This is a genomic window from Mycolicibacterium tusciae (assembly GCF_002086795.1).
Classification (GTDB): Bacteria; Actinomycetota; Actinomycetes; order Mycobacteriales; family Mycobacteriaceae; genus Mycobacterium; species Mycobacterium tusciae.
This window is the reverse complement of the sequence record NZ_MVIM01000017.1, coordinates 1-21,848: the sequence shown is the minus strand read 5'-3', so window position 1 is coordinate 21,848 and position 21,848 is coordinate 1. Positions and strand designations below refer to the sequence as shown.

The window sequence follows — 21,848 nt, the reverse complement described above, 5'->3', positions numbered from 1 at the left end:
ATCGCAGACCGTGGCCGTCGAATCACCGGTATCCGATCGGCTCACCCACGTCGCGCTGCTGTTGCTGACCTTCGCGACGGGCCTCGTCGACGCGGTCAGTGTGCTGGAACTCGGCCATGTGTTCGTGGCGAACATGACCGGCAACGTCATCTTCCTCGGTCTCTGGCTGGCCCCGCGCACGGTCGTGGACGTGACCGCCGCGTTGGTCGCGCTCGTCTGCTTCGTGGCCGGCGCGGTGTTCGGCGGCCGGTTGGCCCGCCACCTCGACCGCGAAGTGCACCGCTGGCTGGGGATTACGCTCTCACTGGAAGTCGTGATGCTCGTGACGCTGTCGATCCTCGCGGGAACCGGGGTTCTCGACTACCACGACCACACGAAGCTGTTCCTGATTGCGGGGTTGGCCATCGCGTTCGGCATCCAAAACTCCACCGCGCGGCAGTTCGGTATCCAAGAATTGTCCACCACGGTGCTGACGACGACGGTCTCCGGTCTGGGCTTCGACAGCCGATTGGCGGGTGGCACAGGTGACCGCGAAAAGCTGCGCTACGGAGTGGTATTCACCATTCTCGCCGGTGCGACGCTGGGCGCGACGTTGACTCGGTTCGCGGTTGCACCCGTGATCACCCTGGCGGCCGCTCTGGTGGCGACCACCGCGGCCATCTTCTCGTTCGGGCCCCGTCGCCACCCGGTCGGCCATGAGTAGCGGAGCCCGCGGCGGCGTGCTGATCCTTCCCGGGGGCAAGCCGCAGAGCGACGAAACCTCCCGCGCACGGCAGCTCGCCAACCTGAGGATGGAGTGGTTGGCGCTGGCACTTCGGCGCAGCCTCGGCGGCGGTGTCCGGCTGCACCGTGTGCAGTACCGCCTGCGGGGATGGAACGGAGCTCGGCGAGATCCCGTACACGATGCCCAAGCGGAGCTCGACCGCATGCTCACCGAAGTCGACCCGCGCCGGGTCGTTCTCGTCGGCCATTCGATGGGCGGACGGGTCGCCGCGCACCTGAGCGCCGGCTCCGACATCGGCGGCGTCGTGGCACTGGCCCCATGGTGGCCGAGAGACGATGCCGACCTGGTGCCCGTCGGTTGCCGGCTCCTGGTCGTCCACGGCACCGGCGATACGCGCACCGATCCTCGCGCGTCACGGGAGCAGACCCTGCGGGCCAAGGATCGCGGCGTCGACGCCGAATGGGTCGGCATCCCCAACGCCGGACATAACCTACTCAGCGACTGGAGTCGGTGGCATCGGTTGACGGCGCAGTTTGTCGCACGACAAATTTCCTAGCGTTTGCAAGTACTCGCGCAAATGGGTGTTTAACCGCATTGACCGGTGGAAATTCCGGTTTGCGGAGGTGGGGCTCGTGATTCGAATTATCGGTCTGTTGGGTGCATTGGTTGGTGCGGCCGTACTGTCCGCGCCCACGGCGACTGCGGACGAGGCAGCGTACTTGGCGAAGCTGCAGGACAGGTACGCATTCCTGACCCCGCAGCAGTTGCTCGCCGAGGGCGAAAGGGTGTGCGCCGCCGAACGCGCAGGCGTGTTGTCACCCGGCAAGACCACGATGGTGATCAACGATCTGGGGGTCGGAAACAACACGGCGCTCGAGATCGTCAGCGCCGCCGAGTGGGAGCTTTGTTGAGTCGGTGGCGTCAGCGCAGGCAGTGACTAGTCTCGGCGTATGCCAACAGCACTCGTCACCGGAGCTTCACGGGGTATCGGCAAGGGGATCGTCGAGCATCTGGCCGCCCGCGGCTGGGATGTCATCGCCGGCGTCCGCAGTCAGCAGGACGCGGACGCGGTAACCAAACTCGACCCGCAGCGGGTGTCGTCGGTGATCCTCGATGTCACCTCCGCCGACGACATCGCCGCGCTCGACCAATCGCTGCCCGAACGGCTGGACGCCGTCGTCAACAACGCGGGCATCGCGGTCGGCGGCGCGATGGAGACCCTGAGTCCCGACGAGTGGCGAAAGCAGCTGGAGATCAACGTCATCGGCGCGCTGGCTGTCACCCAGGCGGTCCTGCCTCGGCTTCGGAAATCCCGCGGACGTGTCGTGTTCATCTCGAGCGTCAACGGCAGATTGTCCATGCCGCTGATCGGTGCGTACGCGGCGAGCAAGTTCGCGCTGGAGGCGGCCGCCGATGCGCTGCGGATGGAGCTGAACCCCTGGAAGATCCGCGTGATCGTCGTCGAGCCGGCACAGACCGACACCGACATGTGGCGTACCGCCGACACGATGGTGGAAGACCTCGAGGCCGGGCTGACCCCGGAGCACCGCGGTCTCTACGCCAAGCACATCGCGGGCTTCAAGAAGATGATCCCGGTGTCGCAGAAGATCGCCGTCCCGACGGAAAAGGTGTCCGCGGTCGTCGAGGAGGCGCTCACCGCGAAGCGGCCACGCGCTCGCTACATCGTCGGACTGGTACCCAAAGCGCAGGTGGCGTTGATGAGCGTGATGCCGACGAAGATGCGCGACATCGCGCTGCGGAAGGTCTCCGGCCAGCCCTGAGATGCCGACCTTCGTCAAGCGCAACCCCGGCGCGCCGACGGGTTTCTTCGCGTGCGAAGCCGCAGGGCTGCAATGGCTTTCAACCGCCGACGGCGGGGTGCCGTGCGCCGAGGTCGTCGAATACGACGATGGGGCCCTGACCTTGGGACGGCTCGACGCCGTCGCGCCCGACCGTGACACCGCCCGCGAGTTCGGTAGGCGATTGGCGTGCACGCACGACGCGGGCGCCGATGCGTTCGGCGTCGGGCCACCCGGATGGCCGGGGCCGGGTTTCTTCGGACCGCTGCACCATCCTCTGCCGATGTCGCTGACCGCACACGACTCGTGGGGGACCTTCTACGCCCGTGAACGGTTGGCGCCCATGTCGGAGCGCGCGGCCGACCGGCTCAACGCGTCGATCCGGCGTGAACTCGATGCGGTGATCGCGCAATGTGAGAACGGGCGATTCGACGACGACGATCGTCCCGCCCGTCTACACGGTGATTTGTGGAGCGGCAACGTGATGTGGACGCCGAACGGCGTCGTCCTGATCGACCCGGCGGCCCACGGCGGCCGCCGCGAAACCGATCTCGCGATGCTCGCACTCTTCGGCTGTCCGCACTTCGAGGCCGTCATCGACGGGTACGAGTCGCAGCGGAGGCTGTCCGAGGGTTGGCGCGACCGGGTCGGTCTGCACCAGTTGTATCCGCTGCTGGCCCACGTCGTGCTGTTCGGCGGCAGCTATGCGGAGCAGACCGGGCAGGCGGCGCGCAGCGCGCTGAATGTCCTGCGTTAGTTGAACGCCAGCCAGCTCGGCAGCGCCCGTTCCCGCGAATCGCACAACACCTGACGGGTATCGCAATTGCCGTCCGGGACACCGGCTCCCGACCACATGCCGCCGGTGTCGCGACGCAACACGATCGCCGACGAGCCGCCGCCGTCGAGCAGCACGGCCGTATCGCTGCCGAGGCCACGGAACAGATCCTGCATCTGGTCGGGTGTGTAGCTGCCGCCCTGGAAGACGTACATCTCGTCCTTGGTCCTGGAATATGCGAGGGCGGTGCGGGCCGCGCTCGGGCCGCCGTCGTTGAGCTGCCCCATGTCACCGGGCGCCAACAGCCCGATGCCCGCGACCGCGACGAAGCGAACATCCTTGTCGAGCAGGTCCTGAATCACCGGCGTTGCGGCGTCGTAATCGTCGGGACTTTTCGGCGGCACCACGTAGGGTGCGCCGGCGACGGGAAGAATCATGGTGGACAACGCTTTCCAGTTCTCGTTGCCACCCGAGAGGCCTTGCTTACCCGCATACGCGAGGGTGCCGGTCACGGCCGCGTTGGTGCGCCCCTGCCCGCGGGTGTTGTCGACGTAGGCGCCCAGTGGGGAACTGCAGCCGGTCGACTTCCATGAGCCGCCCTGCTGTCCGCGGACGTCGAAGAAGTTGGCGTTGATCGCGATGGTGGGCTGGCCCAGCGCCTGCCATGCCTGCAGCGGCGAGAAGATCTCGGATGCCTGCCGGAGACCCTCGCCGGTGCGCGCGCGTGGATCACGTTCGCAGCGGCCCTGATAACCGCTGTGCGAGTCGACGAGCAGTCGCGGGGCGAGCCGTTGCGACGCCGACTTGATGATCATCAAGTGGCCGCCGTTGCTCATCTCGTACCAGTTGCCGCCGGCGTTGAGCATCGGTGCGGGATGGCCGCTGCCGAAGTTGTAGACGAGGTAGGACCCGCGGGTGTTGGCGATGGCGCCGGCGAGGAGATCGCGGCCGCTGGCTGCGCCCGCGTTCGGGGCTCCGGCCGTCGTCGACAGCCCAGCGCACAGCATCAGCGCCGCCGCGCAGACCGCGAAGCGCCGAAGAATCGAGACTGAGATCGACAAAGGGGGGCCTCCCGAAGACATAGCGACGAAACCACATTAACCCCGGTAGCAACACTGTCAACTTTCGTAACAAGTGCATCACAATAGGATTTCGCCCCGGCACTGGCGCTGTCGGCTACGTGTCACGGACTGGCGCGCGTTAGTTCCCCGAAGAACCGGGTAATCGTGCCGCATGCCCACTGTCTCGCGAACATTCTCGGTCAGCCCGTCGCCGCACCAGGTCATCGAGTACCTCAAGGATTTCGCACAAGCCGTCGAGTGGGATCCGGGCACGCAGCAATGCACGCGCAACGACAGCGGACCAATCGGTGAAGGCGCGTCATGGCACAACGTATCGAAGATCGCGGGCATCACCGCAGAACTGACCTACACCCTCGAAACAATGAGCGACAGCAATCTGGTGTTCGTCGGCAAGAACAAGTCGTCGACCTCCACCGAGAACATCTACGTCGACGCGGCCAATACGGGCTCAGTTATCACCTACCGCAACGACCTCGAAATGCGCGGGCCGATAGCACTTTTGAACCCGCTGTTGAAGTTGTACTTCGAAAAACTGGCCAATGACACCGAGAAGCAGTTGATCTCGGTCCTCAACCGGCTCTATATAGAGGAGAAAAAATGATCGGAACCATTCTCAGCGCGCTCATCGTCGGCCTGATCGTTGGGGCGCTGGCGCGTCTCATCATGCCGGGTAAACAGAGCATCGGTGTGATCATGACGATCGTGCTCGGTGCGCTCGGATCCTTCGTCGGCTCGTGGCTGACCTACCAGCTCGGGTATCAGAACTCGAACGGCGGGTGGGAGGTCATCCCGTTCCTCGTCGGCATCATCGTCGCCATCGTGTTGATCGCGATCTATGTCGGTATCACCGGGCGGCGGGGCACCAAGACCACGCAGGTCCGTTAGCGCGAAGGCGGGGCCAGGCGGTACACGGCGTCGGCGTAATCGTCGGTGATGTACACGGCGCCGTCCGGTCCGGTCACCGCCGCCACCGGACGGCCCCACCGCGAGCCGCCCGCGGACTGAAACCCGCCGACGAGCGTCTGCTGATCGCCCAAGACGCCGTCGCGCCAGGGAAAGAACGACACCTCGGGCTCGCGGGGCGGTTCGCGATTCCACGATCCGTGGACGCCGACGAGCGCTCCGCTGGCGTAGGGCACGGGTAGTACGCCGTCGGTGAAGCTCATGCCGAGTGGGGCGGCGTGAGCTCCGAGGCTCTGTTCAATCGGCGGCAATGACGCACAGTCCATGCGGTCGCCGTCGGCGTTGGTCTGCACGTCACGAATCAATGGCAGATTGGCCGGACCGCCATCGGGATTGCAGTAGGGCCAGCCCAATTCGCGTCCCGGCGTCAGCCGGGCCACCGATTCCGGTGGGTGCTCGTCGACGTACTCTGGATCGGCCTCGCCGGTGCGTGGATCGGCGACGTTGTCGCGGTTGTTGACCGCGGTCCACAACGACCCGTCCGGCGCGATCGCCAGGCCGGTGCCGTTACGGACACCCGTCGCGAAGGGTTCTGCCGGTCCGCCGCCGGGCGGAACGCGCATGATGGTGGCGCGCGGCGGATCGGCATCGCGATCCTCCGCTGAGATGTTTCCCGTCGACCCGATGGAGAAGTACACGGCGCCGTCGGGGCCGATGGCGACGCTCTTGAGCGCGTGCGAATAGGCACCGCGAAGGTCCGGGCTCTTCGCGTCGGGCAGGCCCCCGGCGACGGTTCGGCGATTGATCGCCCTGCCGTCGGCATAGTCGTAGACGTCGACCTGGTCGCTTTCCGCGACGTACAAGGAATTTCCGGCGAAGGTCAACCCGTGAGGCTGGTCGAGTCCATCGAGTAGCACCTCTTGTGTCGGACTGCCGGTTCCAGGGCGCAGGGCGACAACCTGGCCGGCACTGGGCACGGATATCAGCAGAGCGCCGTCGGGGGTCCACGCGGCGAGCCTCGGCTTTGGCATGCGGGCCCACACCGACAACGTCCACCCCCGCGGAACCAGCGCCTCCCGGGACTCGTCGAACGGTGCCTGCGCGAGATCGCGAGCGACCTGCACCGCCACGGGGCTCAGTCCCGCGGCAGGTTCCGCGGTCGGGGCGGCCGAAGTCGGTGCAGGGCGCTCCGGTGCCGGGGTCGGTGCTGTGGAGCATGCGGTGAGCAGCGCCGCGCCGACGATGCAGATTCCAATTCGGTTATGCCGCAGACAAACCCGCATGCATCTCCCAAAGCAGTATTTCAGCGGGTTCGACGGCGGTGACGCGCTGGCCGCCCGAAGCGGTGAATCGCACGGCGTCGCCCTCGTGCAACGGCCCCGCGCCCTCGAGGGTGACGTCACCGCGGGGTACGAACAGGTGCAGGTACGGCGCCGAAGGCAGTTCGACGCTCTCGCCGGCCTGCAGCCGCGCGCCGTGCAGCGCCGCATACTTGTTGCGGATCGTGATGGCGGCCTGGTCGCTGTGCTCGGGCATGCCCGAGGCGATGGTCACCAGACCGCCACGCAACAGCTCGTCGTCGATCTCGAGCTGCTGGTATCCGGGTTCGATGCCCGACTCGTCGGGAACCACCCACATCTGCACGAAATGCACAGGGTCAGAGTGGGATTGCTCGCCGGTCAGCGTCCAGGAGTCGTTCTTCTCCGAATGCAGGATGCCGCGCCCCGCCGACATACGTTGCGCCAGGCCGGGATAGATCACGCCGGAGTGACCGGTCGAGTCCTGGTGCACGAGCGATCCGCGCAGCACCCAGGTCACGATCTCCATATCGCGATGCGGGTGGGTATCAAAGCCGGTACCCGGCTTCACGATGTCGTCGTTGTTGACCAGCAGCAGGCCGTGGTGGGTGTTCTCGGGTTCGTAGTGGCTGCCGAACGAGAACGAGTGCTTGGAGTCCAGCCATGCGATCTTGGTTTTCGCGCGGTCGTCGGCACGACGGACGTCTATGGTCGGGGTGGTCATCAGCGATCCTCTCGATCCGGGCCCAGCCTAGGTGCGGCCACTGGACACGACAACATGGATGATGTGTCATGTATTCCATGTGGCTGACCGACGAGCAACAGGAGATCTGGCGCGACTATCTGGCGATGGCAAGCCGGCTGCAGACGGCGATGCACCGCCAGCTCCAGCAGGACTGCGAGCTGTCCCTCTCGGACTACGACGTGCTGGTCGCCCTGTCCGAGCGCGGCCCACTGCGGATCAACGAACTCGGCGATGCGTTGGCGTGGGAGCAGAGCCGGTTGTCCCACCAATTGCGCCGGATGCGTGGTCGGGGTCTGGTCGCGCGCCAGGGTAGCGACGACGACCGCCGCGGTGCGACCGTCGACCTCACCGACGCCGGCCGTGCTGCGCTCGAGGTGGCCGCGCCGGGGCACGTCGAGTTGGTGCGGTCCGCGATGTTCGACGGAATGCCGGAAGCGCGGTTGCGCGCCTTCGGCGCGGTGGCCAAGGCCGTGTCCGAGCGGCTGACTACCAGTCCGCCTCGTCGAACGTGATGACGCCGCGGATGTTGTTGCCGTCGAGCATGTCCTGGTAGCCCTGGTTGATGTCCTCGAGGCGGTAGGTCCTGGTGATCATGTCGTCGATGTTGAGCAATCCCGACTTGTACAGCCCGGTGAGCTTAGGCGTATCGACGTGCGAGCTGCCACCGCCGAAGATGTTGCCCTTCAACGTCTTCTGCAACATGGTGAACAGGAACATGTTGAGCTTGACGTCGGCGTCCATCATCGAACCCATGCCGGTCAGCACGCAGGTGCCGGTCTTGGCGGTGAGGATCATCGCCTCCTCGATGTACTCGCCCTTCATGTCGCCGACCGCGATGATCGTCTTGTCGGCCATCAAGCCGTGTGTCACGTCGATCATGGGGGCGATCGCCTCGGCCATCGACGGGTAGACGTGCGTTGCGCCGAACTTGATCGCCTGGTCGCGCTTCCACTCGTTCGGATCGATGGCGATGACGTTGCGGGCGCCCGAGATCACCGCACCCTGCAGTGCGCTCATGCCGATGCCGCCGACGCCGATGATGGCGACGGTCTCGCCGGGCTGGACGTCGGCGACGTTGGTGGCCGACCCGAAGCCCGTCGGTACCGCGCAACCCATGATCGCGGCGGTCTCGAACGGGATGTCCTTGTCGATCTTGACGACGGAGTCCTTGTGCACCGTCATGTACGGGGCGAAGGTGCCGAGCAGGTTCATCGGCGAGACCTCGGTGGTGCCGGCGTGCACGCGCGAGGTGCCGTCGGCGATCGCCTTGCCGCCGAGCAGAACCGCGCCGCGATCGCACAGCGAGCGGTAGCCCTTCAGGCACGGCGGACACTCGCCGCAGGCCGGGATGAACGCGAGGATGACGTGGTCGCCCTCCTCGATGCCCGAGACATTGCGGCCGACCTTGGTGACGACGCCGGCGCCCTCGTGGCCGCCGAGCGCGGGCAGAGCGATCGGGGTGGCGCCGGTGGTCAGGTGGTAGTCGGAGTGGCACATGCCCGCGGCGTGGACACGGATCTGCACCTCGTCGTCGACGGGGTCGCCGATCTCGATCTCATCGACGCGAAACGGCGTGTTCAGCTCCCACAGCAGAGCGCCCTTGGTCTTCATGACCCATGAGGATAGAACACGTTGCAGAAATGGTGCCAATCACAGCGTTGAGCTTGGCATTCGCGCGCTATTGATCGTCGAGCGTCGGGTTTTGCCACGCCTGTGGATAAGTACCGTGACAGACCCCGACACTCGCCGATCCTGTCGGATGCCGACCCCACCGTTGCGGCATGAATATGGACCCATTCCTCGGGACCGAGGCTGTGGCGGCGGGCCTCTTCACCCGTAGGACGCTGGTGAGTCGAAACGTAATGATCCACCAGAACGTCTACCTGCCGAAGGGCGTGAAACTCTCTGCCGAGACGCGGGCGATGGCTGCCTGGCTGTGGTCCGGACGCCGGGCGACAATCGCCGGACTTTCGGCCGCTGCGTGGCACGGATCGAAATGGATTGACGCGGCACTCCCCGCGGAAATGATCCGACCGGTGCCATGCAAGGTGAATGGGATCGTGATCCATCGCGACTGTCTAGTCGAAACCGAAACCTGCGTTGTCCGCGGAGTCGCAGCGACCACGCCGGCGCGTACCGCTTACGACCTAGGGCGGCGAGGGACTTTGATGCAAGCGGTGATGAGGCTTGATGCGCTGGCAAACACGACAGATCTGAAGCCGGAGGACGTCGCGGCCTTATTGTCACTTCACCGCGGCGCCCGCGGGTTGCCGCAGTTGCGGGACGTGATCGCCTTGATGGACGGCGGCGCGGAGTCCCCGCAGGAGACGCGGACGCGCCTACTTCTCATCGCAGCCGGATTTCCGCGGCCCGAGACGCAGATCGTGGTGTGCGACGACTTCGGGCAGTTCGTGGGCCGTGTCGATCTCGGCTATCGGAAGTGGAGGGTCGCGATTGAATACGACGGTCCACTGGGGGCACCCCCGCCCGAAGGGCAGGGGGACATTGGGATGGTCCCGCAGCGCACGCTCGCGACATCGAGAGGATCGCTGACCTCGAAGCCCAAGGGTGGATCGTCATTCGGCTCACCCGCGACATCCTTCGATATCGGCGGAGCACCTTCCTCGCGCGGGTTCGGGATGCGATGCGCGACAGAGGATGGCCTGACCACGCGACAGTCCGGCTAGATGCGAGCTTGCCCCGTTGAGCTCGGGCTCGAGTGTCGGCCTTTTGCACGTTTACGGCGCAAGAGCGTGACAAACCCCGACACTCGGCAACCTACAGCGTGGCGGGCAGGCCCCACTTCTCGAATGACGCCATGTGGAAGGCAACCACATGGGTAATGCCTTCGTCGGTCGTGGCGAGCACATGCATCTGAAACGGCTCGTGCGCGCCGGTTTCGCGGTTGAGCATGTACATCGCGCCGGCCGGCTGACCGTTGGCCACCGTGGGGAGTAACCGCATATCGCCGGGCAACTCGGCCGGGCAGTGCGTCTTCGACAGCAGGACGATGTTCTCCGGGCCCTGGTACCAGCCGTCGAACGGTGGCATCTCCCAGACGGCGTCGGCGGTGAACAGCTCGACGAGCTTGTCCATGTCATACGTCTCGAACGCGTCGATGTAGCGCGTCAGCAGATCCCGGGCCTCCTTTGACTCCGGGACCTGCAGATGGTCGTCCTCGCTGGGCCCGACGGCATCGAGTTGCGCACGCGCGCGCTGCAACAGGCTGTTGACCGCCGCCGTCGAGGAGCCGATGGCGTCGGCGACCTCCGCGGCCTTCCACTGCAGTACCTCGCGCAACACGAGCACCGCGCGTTGGCGGGCGGACAGGTGCTGCAGCGCCGCGACGAACGCGAGCCGCACCGATTCACGCGAGCCGACGATGTTCGACGGGTCGGTCGAATCGTCGGGAATGGGCTCCAGCCACGGCACCTCGTCGCGGGCGACGATGTCGTCGACGGGATCGGAGCTGGGCGCGCCGAGCCCCGTCGGCAGCGGCCGGCGCTGACGGCTGTCCAACGCCGTCAGACAGGTGTTGGTGGCGATCCGGTACAGCCACGTACGTACGGACGATTTGCCTTGGAACCCCTTGTACGACTTCCACGCCCGCAAGTAGGTTTCCTGCACCAGATCCTCGGCGTCATGTAGCGACCCGGTCATCCGATAGCAGTGCGCGAGCAGCTCGCGTCGATAGCGCTGCGCGTCGGCCAAGAAGGCGTCTTCGGCACTGTCGTCGTCCAGATTGCGGGCCAGGACCGTCACCCCGCCGAGCTTAGTCACCATGGGTGACAACCGTCACCGGCGTGCGATTGGGCAGCCCGATACTCTCCCTGGGTGGCAACTACCCGCACCGAACGCAGCTTCGAGGGCATCGGCGGCGTCCGCATCGTCTACGACATCTGGACCCCGGAGCTCGCCCCGCGCGGTGTCGTCGTCCTGTGCCACGGATACGCCGAACACGCCCGCCGCTACGACCACGTCGCCGAGCGATTCGGCGAGGCGGGGCTGATCACCTACGCGCTCGATCTTCGCGGGCACGGTCGCTCCGGCGGCAAGCGGGTTTACCTGCGCAACATCGACGAATACATCGGCGACTTCCGCACCCTGGTCGGCATCGCCAGGACCGACCACCCCGAGCTGCCGCGGATCGTGCTCGGCCACAGCATGGGCGGCGGTGTCGTGTTCGCCTACGGCGTCGAGCACCCCGACGACTACACCGCGATGGTGCTGTCGGGGCCTGCCGTCGACGCCCAGGACGCCGTCTCGTCGTTCATGATCCGCGTTGCCAAGGTGGTCGGCAGCATTCTGCCGGGCCTGCCCGTCGAGGACCTCCCGACCGAAGCGGTGTCCCGCGACCCGGAGGTGGTCGCGGCGTACATGGCCGATCCGCTGGTACATCACGGCAAGCTGCCCGCGGGTATCGGCAAGGCGCTCATCAAGGTCGGCGAGACCATGCCGCAGCGCGCCTCGGCGCTTACCGCGCCGCTGCTCGTCGTGCACGGAGAGCAGGACAAGCTGATCCCGGTCGCCGGCAGCCGTCACCTACTGGAATGCGTCGCATCGACCGACGCTCACCTCAAGGTGTATCCCGGGCTCTACCACGAGGTGTTCAATGAGCCCGAAAAGGCGCTGGTGCTCGACGACGTCACCTCGTGGATCGAGGCCAAGCTTTGAAAGCCTTTGCGGGCCTACTACTTTCGCTGGCCCTTGTGGTGTCGGCGTGCGGATCGGACGACGAACCGTCCGGCTGGGTCGACGAAGACGTGTCGTTCACCGCAGACGACCTGACCATCCACGGCACGTACCGTCATGAGCGCGGCGGCGCACCGGGACCTGCGGCCCTGCTGATCTCCGAGAGCGGCAACACCGACCGCAACGGCGACAACGCGGTCGCGGGCCCCGTCGGCAACATGCGGCAACTCGCAGAACTGTTGTCCGGCAAAGGCGTAGCGAGCCTGCGGTACGACAAAATCGGTACCGGGAAGACGGGTCTCGGACCCTATTCGCAGCGGCCCCAGGACGTCGTCAGCACCGTGTACACCACCGGCGCGAAGGCCGCGGTGAGATACCTCGCCGAGCAGTCGGCGACCGACAAGTCGCGCATCTCGGTATACGCGGTGGGAGAAGGCACGGTCCACGCGATGGCTCTCGCGACGGACGCGAACGTCGGCGCACCGAAGATCCACTCGCTGGCCCTGTTGCAGCCGCTACCCGGCAGGTATCTGGACATCATCACCAACCGGGTGCGCGCCAGCGCCTCTCCGGAGGCGCTGACCACCTGGCTGGCCGCCGTCGACGAGGTCCGCACCGAGGGCACGGTCCCGAACAATCTTCCCGAGGGACTCGGCGCGCTCGTCAATCCCGGCAACGTCAAGGCGGTGTTCGAAGCCGACAAGATCGACCCGCTCACGCTGGCCGCCAAGGTGCCCGCGGGCACGCCCGTGCTGCTCACGTGCTCAGACGCCGACAAGCAGGCGACGTGCGAATCCATCCGACCGCTCGAGGATGCGCTCAAACACACCGCGCTGACCGTCGTCGAACTCGAGGGCGTCAGCCATGTGCTGCGCGACGATCCGACCGACAACGTCGCCAACTACGCGAAGCAGGATCCGCTTTCTCCACAGCTCGTCAGCGCGCTCGACGAATTTGTCGGCAAGTAGACCTAATCTGGCGCCCATGAGTGACGACAAGATGCTGGCGCGCATCGCCGCTCTGCTGCGGCAGGCCGAGGGGACCGACAACACGCACGAGGCAGACGCGTTCATGGCCGCAGCCCAACGGCTGGCCACGGCCACGTCGATCGACCTGGCGGTCGCACGGTCGCATGCATCCAACCGCACCAAGGCGCAGATGCCGGTCCAGCGCACCATCACGATCGGCGACGCAGGCACCCGCGGTCTGCGGACCTATGTCCAGCTGTTCACCGTGATCGCGATGGCCAACGACGTGAAGTGCGACGTCGCGTCGAATTCGACGTTCGTGTACGCGTACGGGTTCGTCGAGGACATCGACGCCAGCCATGCGCTCTACGCCAGCCTGGTGATGCAGATGGTGCGCGCATCGGAGGCCTATATCGCGTCGGGGGACCACCGGCCGACGCCGACGATCACCGCGCGCATCAACTTCCAGCTCGCCTTCGGCGCGCGCATCGGCAAGCGGCTGTCCGAAGCCCGCGAAGAGGCGCAACGGGAGGCCACCGGATCACGCTGGCGCAGAAGACCGGGCACCGCTATCGCGTTGCGGAACAAAGAGATCGAGCTCAAGGACTTCTACCAGCAGACCTCCGCGGCGCGGGGCACGTGGCGACCAACCAGTGCGACGGCGGGGTATTCGTCGGCGGCGCGACGCGCGGGTGATCGCGCGGGCCGCAAGGCGCGGCTGGGTAGCGGTGGGGAGCTGTCCGGTGCCCGCTCGGCCCTGGAGACGTGAGCGATCAGAGACACCCAGCGGGCGAAGGTCTACGCCGCAGAGGAATTCGTCCGGACGTTGTTCGACCGGGCGGCTGAGCACGGCAACCGGGTGGTCGACTTCTTCGGGACGCAGCTGACCCTGCCACCCGAGGGCCGGTTCGCGTCGGTGGAGTCGGTGCAGCGCTACGTCGACGACGTGCTCGGCATGACGCTGGTCCGTGAGTCGTGGCCCGAAGCGGGAGCGCTGACGGTGCGTGCCCGGCGCGGCGTCAGCGCGGCGCACTACGAGCGTGCCGACGACGGTGCGCGCATCGCGGTGCCGGAGAAACGCACGACGTGGGCGCTGCGCGAACTGGTGGTCCTGCACGAGATCGCCCACCACCTCTGCGTCGCCGAACCGCCACACGGACCCGAGTTCGTCGCGACGTTCTGCGACCTCGCCGGCGGGGTCATGGGTCCGGAGGTCGCCCACGTGCTGCGCGTGGTGTACGCGAAACAGGGTGTCCGATAACGTGCCCCGTGTGGCCGAGCCTGATCCCAGCCCAGACCCCAAGACGCTTGATCAGCTCTTCAACGCCGTGCTGCGCACCGAGGACGATGCGCTGACCGCCGCGCGGGAGTCGGCCGACGCGGCGGGGATGCCCGCGATCGAGGTATCGGCGCAACACGGGAAGCTGCTGTACCTGCTTGCCACGGCGGCACGGGCGACCCGCGTCTTGGAGATCGGCACGCTCGCCGGCTACAGCACCATCAACCTGGCTCGCGCCGTCGGACCGTCGGGTCGTGTCGTCACCCTCGAGTACGAACCCGCCCACGCCGAGGTGGCTCGCCAGAACCTCGCGCGCGCGGGCGTCGAAGACCGGGTGGAGGTGATCGTCGGTGCGGCCCTCGACAGCCTGCCGGGCCTGGCCGAGCGCGGCGAGACGTTCGATCTGTCGTTCATCGATGCCGACAAGGAGAACAACATCGCCTATGTCGAGTGGGCGATCAAGCTGGGCCAGCCGGGCTCAATCATCGTGGTGGACAACATCGCCCGGTTCGGGCGGGTGCTCGCACCCGCGGCAGACGACCATCAGGCCCGCGCCGTGCGCGACATGCTCGAGATGATGGGTGAACATCCGCGTCTGGACACCGCAGCGATCCAGACGGTCGGCACCAAGGGCTGGGACGGCTTCGCGGTCGCGGTTGTCAGCTAGCCAGTGATCGCGCGCAGTCGCGCAGCGCGCTGACGATTCGTCGCTCGTTCGCGTCGAAGCGGTCGCTGGGTGCCGGCACCGAAATCGCGACGATGTGCCCGCCGGTGGTCCTGGCGGCGATACCGGCCGCCGAGATCCCGGCGGTGTGCTCGTCGCGGTCGAACGCGATGCCGCTGAGCCCCGCGGACGGGTCGGTCAGCAGCTCGAGCGCGGCCTTGCCGTTGGCCGTGCACTCCAGCGGGAACCGCACACCCACCGCCGAAACCGCCCGCAGCCGGTGTGCGGACTGCACCTGGTCGATGAACAACATCTGTTGACCCCGCAGCACCGACAGATCCACCGTTTCGCCGGTCGTGCGCGCCAACCTGTCCAGCGTCGGCCGGAACTGCGTCGCGAGGCTCGCGTCGTCGGCACCGCCCAGCCCGAGCAGTCGTTCGCCAAGGCTGATCCTGCCCTCGTCATCGATGCTCGCGAAGCCGATCTCGACCAGTCCGACCAGCAACCGTCGCACCGTGGACTTGGCCAGGCCGAGCCGCCCGCCCAGGTCGACCAGCCGAAGCTGGCCTGGGGAAGCGGCGATCTCGTCCAGGGCGGCGGCCGCACGTCGCAACACCTGAATTCCATCTGAACGCCCGGATTCGGATGGCTGATTCTCTTCCGCGGGGACCATTCCACCACTATATTGATCCGCAATGCGGCTCACAACGATTCGCAATGTGAATCTAGGAGGGCTAAGTGGTGGCACTACCGGCGGGGCGGCACTTCGCGCACGGGGCCGACGGGTACGAGGACGCCCGACGGTCGACGGTCTGGAATCAACGCGTGCCGGATCGCTATCCGGCGATGGTCGTGCAGGCCCACGACGACGACGACATCATCGCCGCACTGGCCTATGCGAAAGCCCACGATCTTCAGGTCGGGATCCGGTCGGGCGGACACAGCTGGGCGGCCAACCATCTGCGCGACGGCGGTCTGCTGCTCGACATGCACGGTTTCGACCAGGCCACCATCGACAAGGACAAGATGCTCGCCGTGGCCGGCCCCGGCAAAGGTGGCAGCATCCTGGCGGCCGAACTCGAGGAGCAGGACCTGTTCTTCCCCGCCGGCCACTGCAAGGGCGTGTGCATCGGCGGGTACCTACTTCAGGGCGGATACGGCTGGAACAGTCGTGTCTACGGACCGGCGTGCGAAAGCGTGATCGGTCTGGACGTCATCACCGCCGACGGCGAGAAGCTCTACATCGACGAAGAGAATCACCCCGACCTGTACTGGTCGGCGCGAGGTGCCGGTCCCGGTTTCTTCGCGGTCGTCACGGCCTTTCATCTCAAGCTGTACCCGAAGCCGGCCGTCTGCGGCATGAGCCTGTACGCCTATCCGTTCGACTGCGCAGAGGAAGTGTTCACCTGGGCGCGTGACATCAGTGCCGACGTGGACCGCAGCGTGGAACTGCAGATCGTCGCCACCAGAACCGTGCGGGATGCCGGGATCGACGGCCCCGCGATCGTGCTCGCGTCGCCGGTGTTCGCCGACACCGAGGCCGAAGCCGAGGAGGCGCTCGCGATATTGGGCACGTGTCCGGCCATCGACAAGGCACTGGTCAAAGTTCCCTATGCGCCAACGGATCTGCCCACCTGGTACACCGCGGTGATGGGCAACTATCTGGAAGATCACCGCTACTCCGCAGACAACATGTGGACCTCGGCACCGGCGGCGGACCTGATGCCCGGCATTCGTCGGATCCTCGACACCCTCCCGCCGCACCCCGCGCATTTCCTCTGGCTCAACTGGGGACCGTCACCGGCCCGGCAGGACATGGCCTACAGCGTCGAGGCCGAGATCTACCTGGCGCTCTACGGAGGCTGGATGGACGAGGCCGACGACGACAAGTACGCGAACTGGCCGCGCGACAACATGGCCGAGATGGCGCATCTGGCCACCGGAATCCAGTTGGCCGACGAGAATCTCGGACAGCGTCCTGCGAAGTTCGCCACCGACGAGGCCATGGCACGGCTGGACCACACCCGGGCTGCTTACGACCCCGACGGCCGCTTCTACCCATGGATGGGACGGGTCTGATGAGCGCCTATCTCGGTTACCGCGATGCCGACGGTGACACCCCGTGGGGCACGTACTTCAATCCCGAAATGGCCGAACTGCCAAGGCATGTGGTCGTCGCGCTGGAGCATGGACCTCAGGCCGACCAGACGCTGCTCGGATTCGATTCCGCGGGAACGATTCTCGACGAGGGCTACCAGCAGACCGAGAACGGATTCGGTCAGCTGCGCGGTGGCGGCTTCCAGGTGTCGGTGCGCACCGAGATGCCCGGCGTCACGCCCGCCATGTGGGACTGGTGGTTCGGCTGGCACGGCAGTGAGACGACGCGCTACAAACTGTGGCATCCACGCGCGCATGCGTCGGCGCGCTGGTCCGACAACGGCGGTGACGGCAGCTGGGTCGGCCGGACGTCGTTGATCGAGGAGTACCTCGGATCGTCGTACACCAAGGCCGCGATCCAGTTCGTCGAACCGCAGGTGATCGGTCTTGAACCGACACGCCTTGGCTCAGACGTCGCGGTGTGCGCACGGCTGGGATCGGCGGAGGTGCCCGTCGACATCGGCTGGTTCGTCCACCACGTACGGGCCACCGCCGACGGCGCGGAGATGCGGTCCCGATTCTGGATGGGCGGACCCCACATCGGCCTGCGGAAGGGAAATATGTTGGCTGACGCGGTGATTCGGCCCGTCGCCGCCCACCAGCTGCCCGCTCCGCGCGATCTGCTCGTGCACTGCGCTCAGGAGATGAACCACCTGGCCGGCTTCCTGCCCGCGGTGTATGCCCAATTCGCGGGTGCATGACATTCCGGTGTGTTATTGACACAGGTATGTCCAGGACACGAGCCATCAGCGCAATCGGAGCATGTGCCGCGTTGCTCGCGGCCCCGGTAGCCCAGGCGACACCCAGACCCGCGCCTCCGCTGCTGTACGGGTGGTACAACGTGTCCGTCGACTTCGCGCAGCAGACCTTCAACGGTGCGCCGACACCCATGCCGTCCAAGACTTTCCTCGTCGAATACACCGCCAACTGCGACGTGAACGGCTGCGTGGTGACTATGGACAACTCCGACGATCTGTCCCGTGACCCCGGCGCCCCACCGGTTTTCGAGTACCGGTGGAACAACGACCGCTGGGAAACGAGCAGTGACTATCCGTACCTGTGCGAGCGCATGAATCCCGACAGCGCGGTGCAGTCCGTGCGGTCGGACTACCTCATCCCACGGCCTGATGGCAGCTTCTTCGGCCAGCGAACCATCACCGTCGAGGGCGCCGGATGTCCGGGTGAGGGAGCAGGAGTGCACTCGCTGCCGATCTCGGTGACGCCCGCCGACCCGCCGCCACCGCCCCCGCGCTAGCCAGCGCTCGTTTAGTACTTCGCCTTTGGGGCACAGACCGCTAATGGACTTTGGCCTCCGGCAGCGCATGCCGACCGTCGAACGGCATATTCAGGCGCCGCCTGAGGCGGTGTGGAACGTTCTCGTCGAGCTTGACCTGTGGCCGCAATGGGGTCCGTCGATTCGGCGGGCAGAGCTGGCGGAGATCGGGCCGATGAGGTTGGGTTCGCGAGGCAAAGTGTGGACGGCGATCGGAGTCGCGCTGCCGTTCACGATCACCGAATTCGAAGAGAACCGCTGCTGGGCGTGGGAGGTGGCCGGCGTGCGCGCCACGCGGCATGAGGTGCGACCCGCCGACGGTGGAACAGGGTTGGCGTTCGCAGTCCCGTGGTGGGCGCCGGTCTACCTGTCGGTGTGCGCGGTGGCACTGCAGCGGATCGACCGCATGGTGACGTGAGGAGGGCTCATTCGACGGCGGGTCAGCTGCAGACCGCGCCGCCGGCCGCCGAGCCCACCAGCTTGGTGTACTTGGCCAGCACCCCGGTCTTGTAGACGGGCGGCAGTGGCTGGAAGCCGGCCTTGCGCGACTCGAATTCGTCCTTGTCGACCAGCACGTCGAGCGTTCCGTTCGCGACATCGAGGCGGATCTTGTCGCCGTCCTTGATGAACGCGATGGGCCCGCCGTCGACCGCCTCGGGCGCGATGTGTCCCACACACAGGCCCGTGGTGCCGCCGGAGAACCGGCCGTCGGTCATCAAGAGCACGTCCTTGCCGAGGCCCGCACCCTTGATGGCGCCGGTGATGGCGAGCATCTCGCGCATGCCCGGGCCGCCCTTGGGTCCCTCGTAGCGGATGACCACGACGTCGCCGTTGGTGATCGTGCCGTCCTCGAGCGCATCGAGCGCGGCCCGCTCGCGTTCGAAAACCCTTGCGGTGCCCTCGAACACGTCGGAGTCGAAGCCGGCCGACTTGACCACCGCACCTTCGGGTGCCAGCGATCCGTGCAGGATCGTGATGCCGCCGGTCGGGTGGATCGGATTGTTCATCGCGCGTAAGACCTTGCCGTCCGGGTCGGGCGGCTCGATGTGGGCCAGGTTCTCGGCCATGGTCTCACCGGTGACCGTCAAGCAATCCCCGTGCAGCAGACCGGCATCCAGCAACGCCTTCATGACCACCGGCACGCCGCCGATCTCGTCGACGTGCTTCATCACGTGGCGGCCGAACGGCTTGACGTCGGCGAGATGCGGGACCTTCTGTCCGATGCGGGTGAAGTCGGCCAGTGTGAGCTTGACCCCGGCTTCCGACGCGATCGCCAGCAGGTGCAGTACCGCATTGGTGGATCCGCCGAACGCCATCACCACGGCGATTGCGTTCTCGAACGCCTCGATGGTGAGGATGTCGCTGGTGGTGATGCCGCGACGCAGCATCTCCACGACGGCCTCACCCGAACGCCGGGCATATTCGTCGCGGCGCGAGTCGATCGCCACCGGCGAAGCGCTGCCCGGCAGCGACATACCCAGTGCCTCGGCGGCCGACGCCATGGTGTTGGCGGTGTACATACCGCCGCACGCGCCCTCGCCGGGACAGATCGCACGCTCGATGATGTCGACGTCCTCGCGCGACATCAGGCCGCGGGCGCAGGCGCCGACCGCCTCGAACGCGTCGATGATCGTGACTTCTTTCTCGCTGCCGTCGGTGAGCTTCGCGACGCCCGGCATGATCGAGCCGTTGTAGAGGAAGACGCTCGCCAGGTTCAGCCGCGCGGCGGCCATCAGCATGCCGGGGATCGACTTGTCACAGCCGGCGAGCAGCACCGATCCGTCGAGGCGCTCGGCCTGCATGACGGTCTCGACGCTGTCGGCGATGACCTCGCGCGACACCAGCGAGAAGTGCATGCCCTCGTGGCCCATCGAGATCCCATCGGACACCGAGATGGTGCCGAACTCCAGCGGGTAGCCGCCGGCGGCGTGGACGCCGCCCTTCACCGACTGCGCGAGCCGTTGCAGCGACATGTTGCACGGAGTGATCTCGTTCCACGACGAACCAACGCCGATCTGCGGTTTGGCCCAGTCGTCGTCGCCCATGCCTACGGCGCGCAGCATCCCGCGGGCCGCGGTCTTCTCGAGGCCGTCGGTGACGTCGCGGCTACGTGGCTTGATGTCGGGCGTCGACGAGCCGCTTGCGCGGGGAGCATCGGTCGTGGGCTGTGAGGGCATGAGAGCAGTATGCCTCCGGCTTTTCACCGGACAAACTCCTTTAGATACCCCAGAGGGGTATGCGGTACGCTGATCCTCATGTCGCCTCGCACCACACGGATCGCCACCGTCTTCGTAGCCATCTTCGCCGCCTTGTTTCTCATCTCGTGCTCGGGGTCCAACGACCACACCGAGACGCACCAGGCGGACGAGCCGGTCGGCACCGCCCAGCCCCCCGGCTTCAACGCCGACGATCACGCGTTTGCGACCAACATGATTCCCCACCATGAGCAGGCGATCGAGCTGGCCGCCATGGTGCCGGACCGCTCCACCAATGCCGACCTCATCGCGTTGGCGGCCAAGATCTCCGCCGAGCAGGAGCCCGAGATCAAGGCATTGCGGGTGTTCCTCGTGCAGTGGGATGAAAATCCAGACGATGACGCGTCCCAGGGGGAGCACGGAGGACACGGCGGCCACGGCGCGATGGCGGGGATGGTCGACGAGGCCACGATGACGAAACTCCAGTCACTGCAAGGCGCGGAGTTCGACACACTGTGGCTGAAGTCGATGATCAGCCACCATCAGGGCGCGATCGAGATGGCCAAGGCCGAGGTCGCCAACGGTCAGAACGAGGACGTCAAGCGCATGGCCCAGACGATGATCGACACGCAGCAGGCGGAGATCGCCCAGATGAACCAGATGCTGAAAGGTGGGGGAAATGGCTGACGGCTCGGCCGAGCACGGCTATTCGGCCCAGAAGGAGAACTACGCCAAACGCCTGCGCAGGATCGAAGGTCAGGTTCGCGGCATCGCGAAGATGATCGACGAGGACAAGTACTGCATCGACGTGCTCACCCAGATCAGCGCCGTCAACAGCGCTCTGCAGTCCGTCGCGCTCGGGCTGCTCGACGAGCATCTCGGGCACTGCGTCACCCAGGCGGTGGCCGAGGGCGGGGACGAGGCAGACGCCAAGCTGGCCGAGGCATCCGCCGCCATCGCCCGGTTGGTGCGCGCCTGACGTAACGTTCGACCGCCTCAGGCGGATGAACACAGCAGGTCAGCGTCGTTGGTGGCGTGACGGTCGGGGTTCGGGCGACATGCGGATTACAAAAAGCGCCCGGCGCGCTGTGCCACACTGGACGAAGTTATGCGACTGGGAGGTCACGTATGCGGCAGCCGAAATTGAGGCGCCTACTCTCCGCCGTGCTGGCGGCCGGACTCGTCGGCGGGATGGTGCTGAGCACTCCGTCAGCACTGGCTCAACCTGGCGTTCCGCCGCCGCCGCCGGCGCCCGTCGACCCGGCGGCCGCGCCGGTGCCACCGCCCCCTGCGC

At 66.4% G+C, this 21,848-nt stretch carries 27 protein-coding genes; 20 read left to right on the top strand and 7 right to left on the bottom strand.

Annotated features, from left to right (window positions below):
* Positions 1 to 10 precede the first annotated feature (10 nt).
* From BST47_RS24305 to BST47_RS24285, 5 genes are all read left to right on the top strand, one after another.
* A complete protein-coding gene (locus BST47_RS24305; protein WP_083128245.1) occupies positions 11 to 703 on the top strand; it encodes a YoaK family protein in 693 nt (230 codons plus the stop codon).
* Positions 696 to 1,280 (top strand): dienelactone hydrolase family protein, encoded by a 585-nt coding sequence (locus tag BST47_RS24300; RefSeq protein WP_083128244.1) that lies wholly within the window; start codon positions 696 to 698, stop codon positions 1,278 to 1,280. Before BST47_RS24305 ends, BST47_RS24300 begins: the two co-directional genes overlap by 8 nt.
* Before the next feature lie 76 nt (positions 1,281 to 1,356).
* Positions 1,357 to 1,635, top strand: a complete 279-nt coding sequence (locus BST47_RS24295; RefSeq protein ID WP_083128338.1) for a DUF732 domain-containing protein — start codon at positions 1,357 to 1,359, stop codon at positions 1,633 to 1,635.
* Positions 1,636 to 1,674: 39 nt separating this feature from the next.
* Complete coding sequence (locus BST47_RS24290; RefSeq protein ID WP_083128243.1) at positions 1,675 to 2,505, top strand: SDR family NAD(P)-dependent oxidoreductase; 831 nt, start codon at positions 1,675 to 1,677, stop codon at positions 2,503 to 2,505.
* A gap of 1 nt (position 2,506) precedes the next feature.
* Positions 2,507 to 3,280 carry a fructosamine kinase family protein gene (locus tag BST47_RS24285; protein ID WP_083128242.1) on the top strand — a complete coding sequence of 258 codons (774 nt, stop codon included), beginning with the start codon at positions 2,507 to 2,509 and terminating at the stop codon, positions 3,278 to 3,280.
* On the opposite strand, the gene BST47_RS24280 is transcribed toward BST47_RS24285, so the two are convergent.
* Positions 3,277 to 4,380, bottom strand: coding sequence for a phosphodiester glycosidase family protein (locus BST47_RS24280; RefSeq protein WP_083128241.1), 1,104 nt, complete (start codon positions 4,378 to 4,380; stop codon positions 3,277 to 3,279). The two genes, BST47_RS24285 and BST47_RS24280, sit on opposite strands and share 4 nt — an antisense overlap.
* 151 nt (positions 4,381 to 4,531) lie before the next feature.
* On the opposite strand from BST47_RS24280, the gene BST47_RS24275 reads away from it, so the two are divergent.
* Positions 4,532 to 4,981 carry an SRPBCC family protein gene (locus BST47_RS24275; protein WP_083128240.1) on the top strand — a complete coding sequence of 150 codons (450 nt, stop codon included), beginning with the start codon at positions 4,532 to 4,534 and terminating at the stop codon, positions 4,979 to 4,981.
* Positions 4,978 to 5,265: a GlsB/YeaQ/YmgE family stress response membrane protein gene (locus BST47_RS24270; protein WP_083128239.1), complete on the top strand. Its 288-nt coding sequence runs from the start codon at positions 4,978 to 4,980 to the stop codon at positions 5,263 to 5,265. Before BST47_RS24275 ends, BST47_RS24270 begins: the two co-directional genes overlap by 4 nt.
* On the opposite strand, the gene BST47_RS24265 is transcribed toward BST47_RS24270, so the two are convergent.
* Positions 5,262 to 6,566 carry a PQQ-dependent sugar dehydrogenase gene (locus BST47_RS24265; protein WP_083128238.1) on the bottom strand — a complete coding sequence of 435 codons (1,305 nt, stop codon included), beginning with the start codon at positions 6,564 to 6,566 and terminating at the stop codon, positions 5,262 to 5,264. The two genes, BST47_RS24270 and BST47_RS24265, sit on opposite strands and share 4 nt — an antisense overlap.
* Positions 6,544 to 7,305 (bottom strand): pirin family protein, encoded by a 762-nt coding sequence (locus BST47_RS24260; RefSeq protein WP_083128237.1) that lies wholly within the window; start codon positions 7,303 to 7,305, stop codon positions 6,544 to 6,546. The genes BST47_RS24265 and BST47_RS24260 overlap by 23 nt, the downstream gene beginning before the upstream one ends.
* A gap of 68 nt (positions 7,306 to 7,373) precedes the next feature.
* Here BST47_RS24260 and BST47_RS24255 point away from each other — a divergent pair, with 68 nt between their 5' ends.
* Positions 7,374 to 7,838 carry a MarR family winged helix-turn-helix transcriptional regulator gene (locus tag BST47_RS24255; RefSeq protein ID WP_107529075.1) on the top strand — a complete coding sequence of 155 codons (465 nt, stop codon included), beginning with the start codon at positions 7,374 to 7,376 and terminating at the stop codon, positions 7,836 to 7,838.
* Here BST47_RS24255 and BST47_RS24250 read toward each other — a convergent pair.
* A complete protein-coding gene (locus tag BST47_RS24250; RefSeq protein WP_083128236.1) occupies positions 7,813 to 8,937 on the bottom strand; it encodes an NDMA-dependent alcohol dehydrogenase in 1,125 nt (374 codons plus the stop codon). The genes BST47_RS24255 and BST47_RS24250 overlap by 26 nt on opposite strands.
* 170 nt (positions 8,938 to 9,107) lie before the next feature.
* Here BST47_RS24250 and BST47_RS24245 point away from each other — a divergent pair, with 170 nt between their 5' ends.
* Complete coding sequence (locus BST47_RS24245; RefSeq protein WP_337360521.1) at positions 9,108 to 10,013, top strand: putative endonuclease domain-containing protein; 906 nt, start codon at positions 9,108 to 9,110, stop codon at positions 10,011 to 10,013.
* Between the two features lie 91 nt (positions 10,014 to 10,104).
* On the opposite strand, the gene BST47_RS24240 is transcribed toward BST47_RS24245, so the two are convergent.
* On the bottom strand, positions 10,105 to 11,109 hold the full coding sequence (locus tag BST47_RS24240; protein ID WP_420094065.1) for a sigma-70 family RNA polymerase sigma factor: 1,005 nt from the start codon (positions 11,107 to 11,109) through the stop codon (positions 10,105 to 10,107).
* Positions 11,110 to 11,160: 51 nt separating this feature from the next.
* Between BST47_RS24240 and BST47_RS24235 the strand changes: the two genes are divergently transcribed.
* The 5 genes from BST47_RS24235 to BST47_RS24215 are packed head-to-tail and all read left to right on the top strand — an operon-like array spanning position 11,161 to position 14,932.
* Positions 11,161 to 12,000: an alpha/beta hydrolase gene (locus BST47_RS24235; protein ID WP_083128234.1), complete on the top strand. Its 840-nt coding sequence runs from the start codon at positions 11,161 to 11,163 to the stop codon at positions 11,998 to 12,000.
* Positions 11,997 to 12,986 carry an alpha/beta hydrolase family protein gene (locus BST47_RS24230; protein WP_083128233.1) on the top strand — a complete coding sequence of 330 codons (990 nt, stop codon included), beginning with the start codon at positions 11,997 to 11,999 and terminating at the stop codon, positions 12,984 to 12,986. The genes BST47_RS24235 and BST47_RS24230 overlap by 4 nt, the downstream gene beginning before the upstream one ends.
* A 16-nt stretch (positions 12,987 to 13,002) precedes the next feature.
* Complete coding sequence (locus tag BST47_RS24225; RefSeq protein ID WP_083128232.1) at positions 13,003 to 13,755, top strand: DUF2786 domain-containing protein; 753 nt, start codon at positions 13,003 to 13,005, stop codon at positions 13,753 to 13,755.
* Between the two features lie 3 nt (positions 13,756 to 13,758).
* On the top strand, positions 13,759 to 14,247 hold the full coding sequence (locus BST47_RS24220; RefSeq protein ID WP_083128231.1) for a TIGR04338 family metallohydrolase: 489 nt from the start codon (positions 13,759 to 13,761) through the stop codon (positions 14,245 to 14,247).
* 10 nt (positions 14,248 to 14,257) lie between these two features.
* The gene (locus BST47_RS24215) at positions 14,258 to 14,932 is read left to right on the top strand and encodes an O-methyltransferase (RefSeq protein WP_107529078.1); all 675 of its coding nucleotides are present in this window, start codon (positions 14,258 to 14,260) and stop codon (positions 14,930 to 14,932) included.
* On the opposite strand, the gene BST47_RS24210 is transcribed toward BST47_RS24215, so the two are convergent.
* Positions 14,925 to 15,602, bottom strand: a complete 678-nt coding sequence (locus tag BST47_RS24210) for an IclR family transcriptional regulator (RefSeq protein WP_083128229.1) — start codon at positions 15,600 to 15,602, stop codon at positions 14,925 to 14,927. The two genes, BST47_RS24215 and BST47_RS24210, sit on opposite strands and share 8 nt — an antisense overlap.
* A 65-nt stretch (positions 15,603 to 15,667) precedes the next feature.
* On the opposite strand from BST47_RS24210, the gene BST47_RS24205 reads away from it, so the two are divergent.
* The 4 genes from BST47_RS24205 to BST47_RS24190 are packed head-to-tail and all read left to right on the top strand — an operon-like array spanning position 15,668 to position 18,777.
* Positions 15,668 to 17,008 carry an FAD-binding oxidoreductase gene (locus tag BST47_RS24205; RefSeq protein ID WP_083128228.1) on the top strand — a complete coding sequence of 447 codons (1,341 nt, stop codon included), beginning with the start codon at positions 15,668 to 15,670 and terminating at the stop codon, positions 17,006 to 17,008.
* Positions 17,008 to 17,787 (top strand): DAPG hydrolase family protein, encoded by a 780-nt coding sequence (locus BST47_RS24200; protein WP_083128336.1) that lies wholly within the window; start codon positions 17,008 to 17,010, stop codon positions 17,785 to 17,787. Before BST47_RS24205 ends, BST47_RS24200 begins: the two co-directional genes overlap by 1 nt.
* Before the next feature lie 26 nt (positions 17,788 to 17,813).
* Entirely contained in the window at positions 17,814 to 18,341 is a 528-nt protein-coding gene (locus BST47_RS24195) for an MBOE_33420 family protein (RefSeq protein WP_083128227.1), read from the top strand.
* Between the two features lie 43 nt (positions 18,342 to 18,384).
* Entirely contained in the window at positions 18,385 to 18,777 is a 393-nt protein-coding gene (locus BST47_RS24190; protein WP_083128226.1) for an SRPBCC family protein, read from the top strand.
* Between the two features lie 22 nt (positions 18,778 to 18,799).
* Here BST47_RS24190 and ilvD read toward each other — a convergent pair whose 3' ends face one another.
* Complete coding sequence (ilvD, locus tag BST47_RS24185) at positions 18,800 to 20,536, bottom strand: dihydroxy-acid dehydratase (RefSeq protein WP_083128225.1); 1,737 nt, start codon at positions 20,534 to 20,536, stop codon at positions 18,800 to 18,802.
* Positions 20,537 to 20,614: 78 nt separating this feature from the next.
* On the opposite strand from ilvD, the gene BST47_RS24180 reads away from it, so the two are divergent.
* Together BST47_RS24180 and ricR are read left to right on the top strand one after the other, a co-directional pair.
* Positions 20,615 to 21,241 carry a DUF305 domain-containing protein gene (locus BST47_RS24180; RefSeq protein WP_083128224.1) on the top strand — a complete coding sequence of 209 codons (627 nt, stop codon included), beginning with the start codon at positions 20,615 to 20,617 and terminating at the stop codon, positions 21,239 to 21,241.
* Positions 21,234 to 21,533, top strand: a complete 300-nt coding sequence (gene ricR, locus BST47_RS24175) for a copper-sensing transcriptional repressor RicR (RefSeq protein ID WP_083128223.1) — start codon at positions 21,234 to 21,236, stop codon at positions 21,531 to 21,533. Before BST47_RS24180 ends, ricR begins: the two co-directional genes overlap by 8 nt.
* The last annotated feature ends 315 nt before the right edge of the window (positions 21,534 to 21,848 follow it).